The sequence below is a fragment of the Nocardia amamiensis genome (genome assembly GCF_015477605.1).
GTDB classification, from domain to species: Bacteria; Actinomycetota; Actinomycetes; order Mycobacteriales; family Mycobacteriaceae; genus Nocardia; species Nocardia amamiensis_A.
Genome location: NZ_JADLQX010000011.1, coordinates 112,174 through 127,097, shown reverse-complemented (window position 1 = coordinate 127,097; position 14,924 = coordinate 112,174). Strand labels below are relative to the sequence as shown.

Sequence of the window (14,924 nt, the reverse complement as noted above, 5' to 3'; positions counted from 1 at the left end):
ATGTTGTTACTGCCCAACGGCATTCAGAGGGAACCCACGGTGGCCGAGTAGGCGCCGGTAAAAGGGGGTGCGGCGAGATCATGTCGTCGAACACGTCCGAGCCGGGCGGTCTGCCCGCCCGCCCGGGCCGGGCACGGCCGCAGCGCGTGCCCGTATGGCCCGGGATGATCGCGCCGCAGGGTCCGTCGCACCGCGCCGTCCGTGAGCCGCGCCGGGTGCCCCGCGATCGGCGCCGGGCCCGGCGCGGACCACGCCGTGTCTGGCTGGTCGGCGGCGTCGGGATGGCCGCCTCGCTCGCCGCCGCGGCGCTGGTGCTGGTGTACACGGACGCGGCGTCCGCGCCACGGCAATCGGCCACCGTCGCCGACCCGGTGCTCGGCGGCGGCCCCGGCTGTGAGCCGATCCGTGGCGATCAGCTGGTGCGCGGCAACGGCACCGGTTCGGTCGACTCGGGTCCGGACGTGATCCTGGCTTTCCAGCACGCGTATTACGTGACCCGCTCGGGCGCGGTCGCCCGAGCGTTGACGGCCTCGGACGCCGCTGTGCCACCGGTCGCCGTGATCGACGCGGGCATCGCTTCCGTGCCCGCCGGCACCCAGCACTGCGTCATGATCACCTCCATGCTCGACGGGCGCTACGACGTGGTCATCACCGAACTGCGCCCCGACTCGGCCAACCGCACCTACCGGCAGTTCGTCACCGTCGCCACCAGCGGCGGCAAAGCCACCATCATCAAGATCGCCGCACCGAACTGATCCGCTCCGATTTCCGGGGCATCGGCATTACACCCTTGGAGGCAGGCGATTAGCTACGATTTCACTGCCGGAGCGGTCGATCGGCGACGAATGCGGGGCACGTCGGGTCGGTTCAGGGGAGGTCGTCGGTGGGATTCGCACGATGCGGTGCGGTTGTGGGAGTGGCGCTTTCGGTTCTTCTCGCTATGCCGGTGCCGTCGGGGGCGTCACCGGACGGTTCGGTGGTGGAGCCCGTGCCGCCGGAGCAGGACGCGTTCTATCGGCCGCCGGCCGATGCGGTCGCGTCGAAACGGCCGGGCGAGATACTCGCCGCGCGGCCGGTCGAGATCGCGAACCAGCTCGGCGCATCGCTGGATGCCGAGGTGTGGCAGGTGTCCTACCGGTCCAACGACAGCGCCGACCAGCCGATCGCCGCGGTCGCGACATTGCTGAAACCGCGCGCGGCAAATGGGAAGCTGGTGTCGCTGCATCCCGCCGAGGACTCCACCGGGCTCTTCTGCGCGCCGTCGTATACGGTGCGCCGCTCGGTGCAGGCGGGGTTGCTGGACGGCCAGATCGATCCACTGCGCGGCGCGGCGGCGTTGCTGGCGCAGGGGTGGAGCGTCGTGGTGCCCGACCATCAGGGGCCGAACGCGGCGTTCGCCCATGGTCCGCTGGCCGCGCGGATCGCCTTGGACGGCATTCGCGCCGCGCAGCGTTTCGGTCCGCTGGAGCTGCCGGGGGCGGACACCGAGGTGGCGATGTGGGGCTATTCCGGCGGCTCGATCCCCACCCTGCACGGAGCGGAACTGCGCGCGGTCTACGCGCCGGAGCTGAATCTCGTCGGCGTCGTCTCCGGCGGCACCGATGTCGATCTCGAGATCCTGTCGTGGGAGGCGAACAAGGGGCCCGGCGCCGGTCTGGTCGCGGCCGCGATCATCGGGCTCGCCCGCGAGGAACCGGAGCTGGACGCCTTCCTGCACGCGAACGCCACGCCGCGCGGCCGCGAGCTGCTCGCGGCGAAGGACCGGATGTGCGTGCTGAAACAGGCCATCACGGACCCATTTCTCGACATCGACAACCTGGTGCACGGCGGGCTGCTGCACACGCCGATCATGCGGGACGTATTCGCGCGCACCAGGATGGGCAAGTCGGTCCCAGACGCCCCGGTCTACCTCTACCACGCGGCCGCCGACTGGCTCGTACCCATCGGCCCGGCCGACGATCTCGCCGCCGCCTACTGCCAGGACCCCGCCGCCCGGGTCACCTACATCCGCGACCACATGAGCGAACATCTGACGCTGAACACGCTCGCCGAGCGCAGTGTGGTCGCCTGGTTGCGTGATCGATTCGCCGGAATTCCGGCCGAAAGTGGCTGCACGACAGCGAATGTCGCCTCTGTAGCACTCGGCCGGTAGACCGTTCGCAGAACGGGATCGGCCCGCAGGGGTCAGGCCAAGTCGTCGAACTCTCCGGCCTTGCAGCCCTTCAGCCAGGCTGAGAACTCCGCTCGCGTGAACGCCACGGTTCCGGCCTCGCGCGCGTTGGAGTTGCGGACGTAGACCGTATCCGACGTACCGGCTACTTCGACGCACGTCTCGTTGTCGGTGAAGCTCGACACCCGCCATTCGAGGCTATCCATGGTTGTTACTACGCTCCTATGAGCAACCTTCGCCCCGTGGTCGAACGCACTGGCGAAGTATCGGTGGTGTCTGCCGCTCACTCGGAGCCGTCCGCGCTCATGTCCGGGTCGACGCGGCGTAGCGCTGAGGCCAGCCACGCGGTTCCCCGGTGCTCGGAGGGCATCGCGGCCACTCCTTGCGTCGCTTCTCGAACCGCGTCGGCCGTCTGGCCCAGCAGCGCCAGGACGCCGGCACGCTGCACCGCCGCGAACCCAGGGGTCCACCAGTACATCGACTGCGGCGGATCGTTCGCCGCCTCCGGCTCCGCTGCCGCCAGCGCGCTGCCCGCCTGCCGTGACTCCCCCCGCGCGGCCAGCAGCTCGGCACGTCGCATTCGCCCGTAGGCCACCAGGGTGGGGTGCGCGCCCCGCACCGCCAGCGCGGCATCCGACAGGGCGATGACCCTGCCGTAATCTCCCGTACTCACAGTCACGTAACCCGTGAAGCCCAGGGCGTGCACCAGCCGGTCGGGGTCGCGGGATTCTTCCGCCAGGTCTATCGCCGTCCTCATGGTGGCCCGTGCGGCGGTATCGGCTCCGATCGCGTGTTCCAGCCATGCCCGGTACTGCACGACTTCAGACGCCAGGGCTGCCGCTTCGGTTCGTGCCGTACGGGCCTCCCTGGCAAAGGTTTCGGTCATGGCGGACATGCCGCGCACCGCCGGGAGTACCGTCACAGCCCCTGCCGCGTCCTCGATTCGGCGCGTAGCCGACAGCATCGACGCCACATCGGCCAATGTCGTAGCGTCCACGCTTGCGGGTGAGCGCGCCACCGCCGTCAGCCGATCCAGATCCGCGCCGAGCACTCGTTCGTAGGCGGCGGCGACACCGGCGGGCACCGGGCGCTTACCCGACTCGATCAGCGAGAGATACGCGGGGCTGTAGTACGTCCGTTCGGCCATGGCGCGTAGCGAAATCCCCGCCGTCTCGCGAGCGGCACGCAGCAGCGAACCCGGTTCCACCATCTGCCCCCTCTCCGGCACGGTAAACCCCTGTCAACAGCGTATCCGGGTCAGCTTCGACCTCGCCCGCCTAGCGTGATTCTCGGTCCCGCCGCTGGGTGAACATTGCACCGGGAAGTCAACCCCGGCAACGTTATTCGCCCCGGCGTCGGTTCTCACCAACGATCAGAGGACACATGCAGGCGGTCCAGATGGCTACCGGAACAGCAGCGGAAACAGCAGTACTGGCAGTGCTCGCGCCAGGCGGAATGCTCACCGCCACCCAGATCACGCAGCAAGCCCAGCTCACCGGATGGAGTGTGCGCCGGGCGATCGGTCAACTCGAGGGGCGCGGGCTGATCATGTGCGTGCCCTACGCCTCCCGATGGGCCATCACCCCACGCGGACGGTCGGTGTGGGCTACCAAGGGCGGCCGGTAGATGATCGGCGACGGATGGATCATGTTCGGTATCGCGGTCGCTGCCGGTCTGCCGCTGGCTGTGCTCGTAGCGGTGTTGCTCTGGCCCGAACGCATCCCGAAGGGGCGCTCGGTGGAGGAAATCAGGCAGCGGATCGAAGACGAGGACGAGGACCGGTCGCGCTGACGGTGAAGGCACCGCCATCGGCGAACCGGGCATCGAACATCATGCGGTGGCCGTGGAGGACCGGTCGCGCCAGTTCTCGGCCGAACGGCCGGTGCGCTCGCAGTAGTGGCCGACGATCTGCGCGCGGGTCAGCATGCCCGGTAGGTGGCTCGGCTGACGGCGAACGGCCAGCATGGCCTCGTCGTTGTCGGCCTGCACCCAGTAGGCCAGCGCGCCACCGAGATCGTGCGACGGGACGGCGAGCGAAAATGAGTACCGACCTTTCCCCGCTCCCCGAAGAGCCGGATATCCACCTCAGCGTCTTCCTACACGGCGCACGATTCGATTTCGCCGCCTGCCTGACCGCCGCACTGCTGTCTGGTGGCTGAGCAGAAAAGCATCAAATGTGACCTTCGCGAAATTCATCGAGCTTCTGGAGTCGTCCCATCTCCTCTTGGCGAAGGCGCATCATCTCCGCGAACCAGTCGAAGTGGGCGGCACATTCACGCGCGGCATCCGGTTCGAGGCGGAACTGCCCGGCTACCGCTGCCTGCCACAGTTCGGCCGCCGAGGTATGTCCGATGTCCATCACTGACCTTCCTGCTACAGCGTGCGGTTACCTACTTGGACGCGCCGCACGACCGAACGGTTCCACCTGCCACGAATATCACCGAGTCGCGGGGATAGGCGAGCCGAACTTATCTTGCGGCAGATGGCATCCGACGGTTCCGGAGATGATGGTGACACGGTCGCTGCCGATCCAGATCGTCGTGCCAGTGTCGGGGTTGTAGAAGTTGACTCCACGCCCCGCCCCGGTGCTTGGTTCCTCAGTTGCCTGCCGCTGCTGGATGGCACCGACCGTGGCGGCCAGCGCACGAACTCGTTCGACATACACGTGCCAGACGTCGTCGGGGATTCGTGTGTCCGAGTACAGATTTTGGAGTCGCACCGTCCGGCCCTCTGTCTGGTCGAATGGCCGCGGACAGCTGGCGACCTCTCGGTCGCGGTTCGGGCCTAGACGGATTCCTGGCACGAGTTCGCCAGCCACGGTGCCGATCTGTTCCGTAATCGTCCGCACCTGGCGTTCGGTCTCTTCGAGGCTGGGTCGATCGAGCAGCTGCTGCGTAGCCTGCCGAGTTTCCTCGTCTGTCGTCCGTGGGTTTGGATCATCGGCTGCCTCGTAGACCAAGACCGTCAGCACGACGGCCCCGATAATCAACAAGGCGATGCTCGTGAGGATGATTACGACGGTGAGGCTGATCCGTTGGAATCGGGTTCTCATCGCATCGCATTCTCGGGTAGTCCTGCCACGATTGCGGCGAGGTTGTATCCGGAGCGGTGCAGGTTACCGGTGCTGGGGTCGGTACGCGGGTACTCGGCATGTCCCGATGCCCCTGTGTAAGTCCGACCATCCACAGTGATCGGATCGGTGCTGAGAGGGGTGATCCAATCAATTTGGTTGGGGCTGCGACCGAAGCTGCTGAAGTTCGCCACCGGGTCGTCGTGCTCGGTCATCTGGTACACGTGGTGACTCTGCAACCCTAGGTCAGCTGGCGAGTCGACCACGTCGTTCACACCGGACATCGCGATCAACCCGGGAAGTGCGGGTATGGGGGCTGCCGGAATATGTCCGCCGAGGCCCGGTGACCCGTAGAACACGACGTCGTCGACCGCCCGGCCGTTCTCTTGGAGCGCCAAACTGGTTGTCAGTGATCCGTACGAGTGGCCCAAAGCCGTGATGTGCGGATCATTTTGTGTGCTTGCGACATCGAGGCCCTCATAGAACCTGGCCAGCACCGGTGCTGCTTCCTGCGCACGGTCCGGAGATGCAACGTTGACGATATCGAGGTCGTTGTATGTCTTCTGCGGTGGGTCGTAGCCGATCCACGCGATTGTGGAAACGGTCTCGTTCGGTCGTCCCGCCTGTGACAGTTGTGACTCGGATTCCTTCTTGAGTTGCTCTGCTTCGTTGACCATGCTGCCCAGCGACTCACGCACGTTCGTGCCAAGGCCCGGAGTGGTGACCGAAACGTGGTCGGCGCTATCCGGGTCACCGACCGCGACGGCGGCCCGCACTTGCCGCCCGGATTGCGTATCGAGCACCATCAGCTGCCGAGGCGGTTTGCCATCCTGGTTCGTAATCGCCTTCTCCACGGCCAGAAGGTCGTCTCGGCGCTTCTTGGAGTCTTCGAGCTGTTGCTGCGCATATGCCGATGTCGGGCTGGCCTTCACGAGTGCCTCGTTGACGGCGATTTCCTGATCGAGCCGCGCCTTCTCCATCGGAATCAGATTTCGGTTTGCCTGATCGCGCACGCTTGCGGGCAAGCCATCGAGATTACCCACGGACGCGGGCTGCGTGTTGATCATCGACGCCTGCTCCTGAGGGGTCAGCGAATCCCACCACGCGCGATTCTCCTGTGGGGTACCGTTCTTCGGCGCCGGCTTCGGCTGCGACGTCGGCGTGGTCGCGTTGCCGAAGGAATCCGCGGCTGGTAGGTCGGCGAAGGCGGTGTTGATGGCCTTTTCCGCCTGGTTATCCACGTCGGCAGCGTGGTTCAGCGCCTGCTTGACGAAAGCGGTCTGCTGGTCTGCGGATGTCCGGAGCGCCGCCATGGCGGTGACGTACCTGTTCGCATCACCATTGACGGATGCGTAAACAGCGTGCTTGGTCGACTCCCTGATCGTGCAGGTGCCGTCAGGAGCGACATCCAGACCCTTCGTCTCGGCAGCGGCCTTGGTCTGCTGCACCAGGGATTTGGCCGTGGTGAAGTTCAAGCTCGCGATCTTGGCGGCGTCACGTCCTTTTTCCAGCGCCTCCAACGTTTTCCGGGCCTTGTCGTAGACCTGCCGAAACCGATCGCGCATCGCGTCGCCAGCCCGGCCCTGGAATGTCTCGTGAGAGCCGTCGACAGAGCGGTTTTGGACATCGAGGTTGGTACGCAGTTCGTTCGCTTGTCGATCCCAGTCGCCTGCTTGGGCGGTGAAGGCTTCGGGACGCCAACTCAATACCTGCGGCACGGTCAGATGCTGGCTCATCGCACGCCCTCGGCGGCTGCACCGATTCCGGTGGCGGTGGACTGGTCACGCTGCTGATAGGTCACCATCGCACCGACGACGGTGCCGCCCATCTCCATCATCGCGGTGGCGACTGCGCCCATCGCTTGATCCGATCGGCGGCTCGCAGCGTGGTAGGCGTTCGGCGCGTTGGCACCTGGGAAACCGTCGGCCATCCCATCCGCGAGGGCACCGCCCCGGCCGATCACGCGGACCTGTTCACCGGCAGTTCCGAGCCCATCGGCAAGCGCTCGGGTGGCGGGGATGTCGAGATACAGGATGTCTTGTGCCCCCAAGTTTTCCCCCTCGGTTCGCTTGGCCACCCCTCCGGCCTGCTGGTTTCCCGGTCCCCGGTCACTATAGGCTTCGGCGGCAGGAATCAGGAAACGGGGAGGACTTCTTATGTCGGATTTTGATCCACTCACCAGCAACATCGAACAGCTGGAGACCTCCCTCACCCAGCCCGCCACGGCGTCCATGGCCGGTGATGTCGCAGCCGTGGAAGTCGGTCCGGACGGAAGTCTGCGTGCGATCCGGCTCACCGATGTCGGCCGTCGACTCGACCCCGACACCCTTGTTGAGGCTATCGTTCGCCTGCACGCCACCGCACTTGTCGAGGCGCGCAAGTCTGTTGCGGAGGCGATAGCGAAGATTGAGAACGATCCCCGCCTGCGCGCACAGCACGATCGCGCGGTCGACGCTCTCAACCAGCCATTGCCTCGCCAAGCGCATCCCACCACGCCATCTTGGCCGCAGCCTCAAACTCCAACCTGGCCAGCTCCGCAGCAGTCTGTGCCACAACAGCGCCGCGAACCAACGCCGGAGGAGGACGAAGAGATGGACCGCTACTACCAGCGCAAGAGCTGGCTTGAATAGTGAGCGGAGTGCCGTGCATGCGGCCCTTGTCGAACCGCACACTCATCGGCAGGAACACCCACGACCGGCGGCAAACCTCAGCTCAGGCCCGCGATCTTCCGGCAGCGCCAGTCCAGGTAGTTGATCATCATCCAGAAGTCCTTGAACGCCGGGTTGGTGGTCTGCCCGTGGTGGTAGCGGTAATAGATCTGCTGGGCGATGACGGCCAGGCGGAACAGCCCGAAGACCTCGTAGAAGGGCCAGTTCTCGGCCGAACGGCCGGTGCGCTCGCAGTAGTGGCCGACGATCTGCGCGCGGGTCAGCATGCCCGGTAGGTGGCTCGGCTGACGGCGGACGGCCAGCATGGCCTCGTCGTCGTCGGCCTGCACCCAGTAGGCGAGCGCGCCACCGAGGTCCATCAGGGGATCGCCCAAGGTCGCCATCTCCCAGTCGAGTACGCCGACGATCGCGCCCGAACCGGACGGGTCGAGCACGAGATTGTCGAGACGGAAGTCGTTGTGGATGACGGTGGTCGCGATGTCCGGCGGCTGGTTGCGATCCAGCCAGGCCATTACCGCCGCGAAATCGCTGACATTGTCGGTGCGCGCATTGACGAAACGGCGCGACCAGCCAGAAACCTGGCGGCCGACATAGCCGGATCCTTTGCCGATCTCGCTGAGCCCCGCGGCTACGGGGTCCACCTCGTGCAGTTCGACCAGGCAGTCGAAAGCCGTGGTGGACAGTCGCCGCGCCTGATCGATGGACAGGCTCATCCCCTCCGGCAGATCGCCGCGCAGGATGGTGCCCGCCAGCCGCTCCATCACGTAGAACTCGCTGCCGATCACATCAGGGTCGACACACCGGGCGACCATCCGCGGCACGTACGGGTAGTGCGGGCGCAGCCGTTGCTGCACCAGGAACTCGCGGCCCATGTCATGTGCGGAGGCGGCCTTCGTGCCGCTCGGCGGCCGTCGCAGGATCAGGTCGCGGTCCGGATAGCGCAGGAGATAGGTGAGATTCGACGCGCCGCCGGAGAATTGGCGCACCTCGGGCGGACCGCCGAGGTCCGGCACCTGCTCGGCGAGCCAGCCGTGCATGGCCGAGACGTCGAAGGCGTCCTCGGCGCGCACGGCGCCTGCGTCCGGCGCGCTCATCGGTCGGTCCCGTACTTGCGTAGTTCCTGGCGGGCGATCACGCCGAGGTGCACCTCGTCGGGACCGTCGGCGAAGCGCAGCGACCGAATGCCCGCAAACGCCCGCGCCAAGGGGAAGTCATCGGAAAGCCCTGCGCCGCCGTGCAATTGGATCGCCATGTCGAGGACTTCCTGGGTCATCCTCGGCACGACCGCCTTGATCTGGGACACCTCACTGCGCGCGCCGGCCAGTCCCTTCGTATCCAGCAGCCATGCGGTGTGCAGGACGAGCAGCCTGGCCTGATTGATTGCGACGCGAGCGTTCGCGATGCGCTCCCGATTGCCGCCGAGATTGGCCAGCGGCTTGCCGAACGCGGTGCGCGAGAGGCTGCGACGACAGGCCAGCTCGAGCGCGCGCTCGGCGAGGCCGATGGCGCGCATGCAGTGGTGGATGCGGCCGGGGCCGAGGCGGCCCTGCGCGATCTCGAATCCCCGTCCAGGCCCGGCGATCACGGCGTCCAAGGGGAGTCGTACGTCGGTGAAGGTGACCTCGCCGTGCCCGTAGGGTTCGTCCAGGTAGCCGAAGGTGCTGAGCATCCGCTCGACCCGCACGCCGGGCGTGTCCAGCGGGACCAGCACCATGGAATGGCGCTGATAGGGATGCGCCGTCGGGTCGGTGAGTCCCATGAAGATGACGAACGCGCAGTTCGGATGGCCGATGCCGGTGCTCCACCACTTGCGGCCGTTGAGCACGATCTCGTCGCCGTCCACCACGGCGGTGGCGGCCATGTTGGTCGCGTCGGAGGAGGCGACCTCGGGCTCGGTCATGCAGAACGCCGAGCGGATCGTGCCGTCCAGCAGCGGCCGCAGCCACTCCCGGCGCTGCTCCGGGCTGCCGTAATGCAGCAGCACCTCGGCGTTGCCCGTGTCGGGCGCGTTGCAGTTGAACACCTCCGGCGCCCAGCCGGAGCTGCCCATCGCCTCGGCCATCGGCGCGTAGTCGACGTTGCTCAGACCCGCGCCGTGTTCCGGATCGGGAAGGAAGAGATTCCACAGCCCCGCGGCCCGTGCCTTCTGTTTGAGCTCTTCGACCACCGGCGGGACCGCCCACGGCGACTCCCGCAGGAAGGCGGCGTGCTCGGCCTCGCGCGGCTCGATCTCGTCGCGCACGAACTGCCGCACCTGGTCGGTGAGACGGACGGCTCGGTCGGAATGCGTGAAGTCCATACCCATCCTCGAGGCTGTGCTGAGCATTGCTCAACTTCCGGTCGAGTCATTGGTAGCATATTGTTGAGCATTGCTCAATAGAGGAGGCGCACGACGCAGGAGGCTGGATGACCGAGGGTGGCGCGGAGCCCGGCGGCCGTCGCTCGGCGCGGGACCGGCGCAGACAGCTGATCGGGATCGGGCTGGCCATGCTGATCGACCGGCCCTGGCACCAGATCACCGTCGACGCGGTCGCGCAGCAGGCCGGTATCTCACGCGGACTGCTCTTCCACTACTTCCCGACCAAGCAGGACTACTACGCACAGCTCGTCCGCGCCGCCACTCAGCGCTTCCTGCGCGCCACCGGTCCCGACCAGGACGCCGCCGACCCGCTCGCGTCGATGATCGCCAACTTCGTCGGCTACATGCGCAGGCGCAGCGGGCCGTTGGTGGGGTTGCTGCGCGCGGCGGGGCAGGATCCGGTGCTCGAGTCGATCATGGAGCAGTTGCACGACGAATTGACCGATCGTGTGTTCGCGGCGCTCGGGCGGGACGAGCCGACGACCGCTCAGCGTCTGGTGGTCCGGTCGTGGTGGGCGATGGCCGAGGATCTCACGGTGCAGTGGCTGGCCCGCGACGATGTCGACCAGAACCGGCTGGACGGGTTGCTGTTCGACACGCTGTCCCGGGTGCTGGATGCGGTGGACGCCGAGCGCGCGACGGGGCGGCGCTGATCGGCTCGCCAATAGTCGTCGTCGCGGGTGTCATCGAAATGTTCGTGCGGACTTTCATCGCATGGCCGGCCCGATGCCGCCGAGAGGGAATCCCGGCGACACCGGCGTATCCGAGCGCTCCGTGGAGCGCACGCGCCGCCGCGAAGGGAAGGCACGCCACCTCAGCATAGAGCGGTCAATGGTTCGGCGCTCGGTTCGAGTACGGAGGTATGCCATCAGGGCCGACGCGTGTCATTCGCGGCGCGCCGAATAGTTTTACGAGATGGCAAATGAATAGGTTTCGCCGGTAGCGGTGCATCGACTATGAATGTGGGGTGCCGTTGCCATTCGTGATCACTTGTCTGCCATCGACTCTCCCGTGCGGGGAGCGCTGATGGTCATCGAACATCCCATCGAGGACGAGGTTACACAGCTGGCGAGACGGGTCGAGAAGGCCCGTGGACGGCTCGCCTACCAGTTCGATCCCGCGCTGACCCAAGCGCTGTCGGAGGACGAACTGCATGCCGAACGTGAGCTCGCCGAACGGATTCGCACGCAGGAGCGCGGACAGCGCTGGAAAGAGGCGCAGGCAGCCGCCGCGGCCTCCGACCGGGCCAGGCAGACCACCGAAGCGATCGAGAAGGCCGACATGCGAGATCTCCTGCTCGCCCGCAAGGCGATTGCCGCGCAGCGCCGCGAATCCAGCCCGCACGCCAAGCTGGCCTCGCTGTATCGGCACAGATCCTGGTCGCTGCGCGCGCTGGCCGGTGTCGTCGCGGCGGGCATGCTGTGGTCGGCGGTCAACGTCCAGCACAACATCGCGCCCGGTGGGCCGACCGATCCGCTGTACTGGTTCAGCTACCTGCTCGAAGGCATGATCAGCGTCTGCCTGATCATCATCATGATCGGCACCAACAAGGTGGCCGAATGGGGCGTGGTCGACAACCGCCGCCAGGTCGCCGCGGCCGAAATCGCCCTGCTGGCACTGACGGTCAGCCTCAACACCTACCCGTATGTGCGCGCGGACGCCTGGTACGACGCCGCCGTGCACGCGATCGCACCGGTCATGATCGGTGTGGCGCTGCTCATCCACGACGCCGCCAGCGCACGCTACGGCCTCGCCATCGCCAAGGCCACCGAGCAGGTCCGCGAGCTCCCCGACCCGGCCGAACAGATCCGGCTCACGCTGCCGCGGTATCGGATGCCGATTCCGCAGGAGGTGACCACGCCCGGCGTGCCGCACGAACAGCTGGCGCTCGACGAGTATCCGGCGGCACCACCGGTCGAGCTGGTCGAGGAGGTAGCGGAGGCGGTCGCGGAACCCGAGGTCGCACCGGAACCTCCCGCTCCGGCACCGGCCGAGCGGAAGCGCGCACCGGCCGAAACGCCCCGCAAGCCACTGCTGCCGGAGACCATCGAGGCACTCGACGCGATGGAATCCGTCGAGACGCGTCCCACCACGGCGCTGAAGGTCGACAGCGCCGACGCCGCGGCGGTCGCCAAGAGCGGCGCCGCCTCGACCAACGGCAGGAATCCCGCCGCGGACCGCGAGCCCGTCGCGCCGACTCCGGTCTCCCCGGCCGAGTTCGACGACCGACCGGCGACGCGGGTGCCCGCCGACGAACCCGCCCCGGCGAAGGTGGTCGTCCGGCAGACCCAGCCGCGGACCTCGGCGTCCGAGAGTGAAATTCCGACCGCCGCACTGCCGGAGATCACGGCGACACGACGCCCGCTCGCCGGCACCACGACGGCTGTGTCCGAGAACGGCAAGGACAGCACCAAGTCCGACCTCGCGCAGCCACCGACGGTTCGCACCCCGGATATCTACGACACCGGGTCCTTCCGCGTCGCCGACATCCTCGAGCAGGAACTCGCCGAACTGCAGGCCGAACGCCGCCGCGCCCGCACGAACAGGCAGCGGTCCGCCTCGACCGCGGGACGCGAGTCCTGACGAGTCACCTTCCGCCGCAACGATGCCCGTCAGCGCATGCCGCGCCGACGGGCATCGTCGTCTTGCTGACCGGGCACCACATCGCACGAGTCGTCCCGTGACTCGGAGCGGCAAGCGATTCGCCTCCTTTCCAACGTGTTCTCTCGGCGCAATCGGCGAACGCATCGGTGTCTTCCGGTGACCGACCGGCCACCTGGGCGACATTCCTGGCGCAGGTGTGCACGGAGCCAGCCATCCCAGTGGCTGTGGGGGGTGAGCGCCTCGGCGTGCTGATGAGGGTTCGGCGACTACCACATGGTGACCGGCACGGGTATTCGCGGCTCGGCTGCTGACAGCAGATCTGCCGAGGGCAGCGTGGGAGCGGTTTCGCCGGATGAATGGGGCACGGTTGGGGACATGGCTCACGATGACAAGACCCCGTTGTTCAGCTGGCGGGCCCGGGAACAACTGCTCAGCCGCCGCGTCCTCGTCCTGGACGGTCCGCTGGACGACGACAACGGGACCCTGCTGATGACACAGCTGCTCAGCCTCGCCGCGGAAGACCCGGAGACGGGCATCTCGCTGTGGATCCATTCCCCGGGCGGATCGGTCCCTTCGATGCTGGCGATCCGTGATGTGATGCGACTGGTGCCGTGCGAGGTCTCCACGCTTGCTCTCGGATTGGCTTGCAGCGCAGGTCAATTTCTTCTGTCGTCGGGCAGCCGGGGTCGGCGTTTCGCGTTGCCGCATGCCCGGGTGCTGATGCATCAGGGGTCGGCGGGCATCGGCGGCACCGCGGTCGACATCGAAGTCCAGGCCGACGATCTGCGTCATACCGTCGACACGGTGCTCGGCATCATCGCCGAGGACACCGGCCAGCCGTTCGACCGGATCTACGAGGACTCGCTGCACGACCGCTGGTTCACCGCCGCCCAAGCCAAGGAGTACGGCTTCATCGATCACATCGTCGACTCGTTCGGACAGATCGTTCCCCAGCGGCAGCGGATCGGAATCTCGGCATGAGTACTTACACCATTCCCAATGTGATCGCGCAACATCCGCGCGGCGGCGAGCGGATCACCGACATCTACTCCCACCTGCTCGCCGAGCGGATCGTCTACCTCGGCACGCCGATCGACTCGGGTGTGGCCAACGCGCTCATCGCGCAACTGCTGCACCTGGAATCGGAGAGCCCGGAGCAGGAGATCAACCTGTACATCAACTGTGAGGGCGGCGATCTCCCTTCGATGCTCGCCGTGTACGACACCATGCAGCACATCAAGTCCCCGGTGCAGACCACTTGCGTGGGCCAGGCCATCGCGGTCGGCGCCGTCCTGCTGGCGGGCGGGGAGCCCGGCCGCCGCGCCTTGTTGCCGCACGCCCGGGTGGTGCTGCACCAACCGGCCGCCCGTGGCCAGGGTGCGATACCCGATCTGATCCTGCAGGCCGACGAACTGGTGCGGATGCGTGCGGAAATCGAGTCCATCCTGTCGCGGCACACCGGCCAGTCGGTGGAACGGCTGCGCCACGACACCGATCGCGACCGGGTCTTCACGGCCCGAGCGGCGGTCGACTACGGCCTCGTCGACCAAGTGCTCGGCGCCCGCGACTGATCAGGCCGCCAGGGCCATGAGCGTCGGCCCGGCGTTGGAACGCTGCCCGGGCCGGCCGAGGAAGGCGACACGACGCCGAGCGCGAAGGTCATCCGCCACCTGTCGGATGAGCTCGCCCAGCGTAGTGCCGAGCGATCCCGCCAGAGCGGCGATCATCTCACTCGACGGCTCTTTGCGGCCCCGCTCCACCTCGGACAGGTATTGCGGGGAGATGCCCGCCCGCTCGGCCGTTTCCACCAGCGTCTCGCGCCGATCCTGGCGAAGCGTGCGCAACTGTTCGCCGAGCGCCTCGCGCCAGAGCGGTTCCGGAGCCGTCCGCGGTTGCGGGTCCCGAATCCGGTCGTCGCGTCCTCCCGGGATCGAGTGAAGTCTCGGATGCTCGGTCATGGTGCGAGCGTACGGTCCCCGGTCCCCGGTCTGTCCGCCATTACGCTCAGGGCGTACGGGTTCCGGCGCGCCGCACGCCCGCGGCAGCGCGCGG

General features: G+C 67.1%; 18 protein-coding genes and 1 pseudogene. 9 read left to right on the top strand and 10 right to left on the bottom strand.

Features of this window, described 5'->3' with window-relative positions:
* Positions 1 to 80 precede the first annotated feature (80 nt).
* Together IU459_RS16560 and IU459_RS16555 are read left to right on the top strand one after the other, a co-directional pair.
* Positions 81 to 755 carry a hypothetical protein gene (locus IU459_RS16560; protein WP_228838014.1) on the top strand — a complete coding sequence of 225 codons (675 nt, stop codon included), beginning with the start codon at positions 81 to 83 and terminating at the stop codon, positions 753 to 755.
* Between the two features lie 224 nt (positions 756 to 979).
* Positions 980 to 2,152: a lipase family protein gene (locus IU459_RS16555; protein WP_324198899.1), complete on the top strand. Its 1,173-nt coding sequence runs from the start codon at positions 980 to 982 to the stop codon at positions 2,150 to 2,152.
* A 32-nt stretch (positions 2,153 to 2,184) separates the two neighbouring features.
* Here the strand turns inward: IU459_RS16555 and IU459_RS16550 are convergent, their stop codons facing one another.
* Both IU459_RS16550 and IU459_RS16545 read right to left on the bottom strand, forming a co-directional pair.
* Positions 2,185 to 2,376 carry a DUF397 domain-containing protein gene (locus tag IU459_RS16550; RefSeq protein ID WP_195130428.1) on the bottom strand — a complete coding sequence of 64 codons (192 nt, stop codon included), beginning with the start codon at positions 2,374 to 2,376 and terminating at the stop codon, positions 2,185 to 2,187.
* Between the two features lie 77 nt (positions 2,377 to 2,453).
* Complete coding sequence (locus IU459_RS16545; RefSeq protein WP_195130427.1) at positions 2,454 to 3,380, bottom strand: helix-turn-helix domain-containing protein; 927 nt, start codon at positions 3,378 to 3,380, stop codon at positions 2,454 to 2,456.
* Between the two features lie 188 nt (positions 3,381 to 3,568).
* Here IU459_RS16545 and IU459_RS16540 point away from each other — a divergent pair, with 188 nt between their 5' ends.
* Both IU459_RS16540 and IU459_RS16535 read left to right on the top strand, forming a co-directional pair.
* Positions 3,569 to 3,796 (top strand): MarR family transcriptional regulator, encoded by a 228-nt coding sequence (locus IU459_RS16540; RefSeq protein ID WP_195130426.1) that lies wholly within the window; start codon positions 3,569 to 3,571, stop codon positions 3,794 to 3,796.
* The gene (locus tag IU459_RS16535; RefSeq protein WP_195130425.1) at positions 3,797 to 3,961 is read left to right on the top strand and encodes a hypothetical protein; all 165 of its coding nucleotides are present in this window, start codon (positions 3,797 to 3,799) and stop codon (positions 3,959 to 3,961) included.
* A gap of 69 nt (positions 3,962 to 4,030) precedes the next feature.
* Here IU459_RS16535 and IU459_RS16530 read toward each other — a convergent pair.
* From IU459_RS16530 to IU459_RS16510, 5 genes and pseudogenes are all read right to left on the bottom strand, one after another.
* Positions 4,031 to 4,195 (bottom strand): annotated as a pseudogene (locus tag IU459_RS16530) (phosphotransferase family protein); the annotation flags it as partial.
* A 145-nt stretch (positions 4,196 to 4,340) separates the two neighbouring features.
* A complete protein-coding gene (locus IU459_RS16525; protein ID WP_195130423.1) occupies positions 4,341 to 4,532 on the bottom strand; it encodes a hypothetical protein in 192 nt (63 codons plus the stop codon).
* A gap of 75 nt (positions 4,533 to 4,607) precedes the next feature.
* Positions 4,608 to 5,222 (bottom strand): LppA family lipoprotein, encoded by a 615-nt coding sequence (locus IU459_RS16520; RefSeq protein ID WP_228838013.1) that lies wholly within the window; start codon positions 5,220 to 5,222, stop codon positions 4,608 to 4,610.
* On the bottom strand, positions 5,219 to 6,976 hold the full coding sequence (locus tag IU459_RS16515) for an alpha/beta hydrolase (RefSeq protein ID WP_195130421.1): 1,758 nt from the start codon (positions 6,974 to 6,976) through the stop codon (positions 5,219 to 5,221). The genes IU459_RS16520 and IU459_RS16515 overlap by 4 nt, the downstream gene beginning before the upstream one ends.
* On the bottom strand, positions 6,973 to 7,290 hold the full coding sequence (locus IU459_RS16510) for a hypothetical protein (RefSeq protein WP_195130420.1): 318 nt from the start codon (positions 7,288 to 7,290) through the stop codon (positions 6,973 to 6,975). Before IU459_RS16510 ends, IU459_RS16515 begins: the two co-directional genes overlap by 4 nt.
* Before the next feature lie 106 nt (positions 7,291 to 7,396).
* Here IU459_RS16510 and IU459_RS16505 point away from each other — a divergent pair, with 106 nt between their 5' ends.
* Positions 7,397 to 7,870: a hypothetical protein gene (locus IU459_RS16505; RefSeq protein WP_195130419.1), complete on the top strand. Its 474-nt coding sequence runs from the start codon at positions 7,397 to 7,399 to the stop codon at positions 7,868 to 7,870.
* A 77-nt stretch (positions 7,871 to 7,947) separates the two neighbouring features.
* On the opposite strand, the gene IU459_RS16500 is transcribed toward IU459_RS16505, so the two are convergent.
* Positions 7,948 to 9,003 (bottom strand): phosphotransferase family protein, encoded by a 1,056-nt coding sequence (locus IU459_RS16500; protein ID WP_195130418.1) that lies wholly within the window; start codon positions 9,001 to 9,003, stop codon positions 7,948 to 7,950.
* A complete protein-coding gene (locus IU459_RS16495; protein WP_195130417.1) occupies positions 9,000 to 10,208 on the bottom strand; it encodes an acyl-CoA dehydrogenase family protein in 1,209 nt (402 codons plus the stop codon). Before IU459_RS16495 ends, IU459_RS16500 begins: the two co-directional genes overlap by 4 nt.
* A gap of 107 nt (positions 10,209 to 10,315) precedes the next feature.
* Here IU459_RS16495 and IU459_RS16490 point away from each other — a divergent pair, with 107 nt between their 5' ends.
* The 4 genes from IU459_RS16490 (at position 10,316) to IU459_RS16475 (ending at position 14,443) form a co-directional block, all read left to right on the top strand.
* On the top strand, positions 10,316 to 10,921 hold the full coding sequence (locus tag IU459_RS16490; RefSeq protein ID WP_195130416.1) for a TetR/AcrR family transcriptional regulator: 606 nt from the start codon (positions 10,316 to 10,318) through the stop codon (positions 10,919 to 10,921).
* A gap of 373 nt (positions 10,922 to 11,294) precedes the next feature.
* Positions 11,295 to 12,851, top strand: coding sequence for a hypothetical protein (locus tag IU459_RS16485; RefSeq protein WP_195130415.1), 1,557 nt, complete (start codon positions 11,295 to 11,297; stop codon positions 12,849 to 12,851).
* Between the two features lie 396 nt (positions 12,852 to 13,247).
* The gene (locus IU459_RS16480; protein ID WP_195130414.1) at positions 13,248 to 13,853 is read left to right on the top strand and encodes a ClpP family protease; all 606 of its coding nucleotides are present in this window, start codon (positions 13,248 to 13,250) and stop codon (positions 13,851 to 13,853) included.
* Positions 13,850 to 14,443 (top strand): ClpP family protease, encoded by a 594-nt coding sequence (locus IU459_RS16475; protein ID WP_195130413.1) that lies wholly within the window; start codon positions 13,850 to 13,852, stop codon positions 14,441 to 14,443. Before IU459_RS16480 ends, IU459_RS16475 begins: the two co-directional genes overlap by 4 nt.
* Here the strand turns inward: IU459_RS16475 and IU459_RS16470 are convergent, their stop codons facing one another.
* Entirely contained in the window at positions 14,444 to 14,830 is a 387-nt protein-coding gene (locus IU459_RS16470; RefSeq protein ID WP_195130412.1) for a helix-turn-helix domain-containing protein, read from the bottom strand.
* Between the last annotated feature and the right edge of the window lie 94 nt (positions 14,831 to 14,924).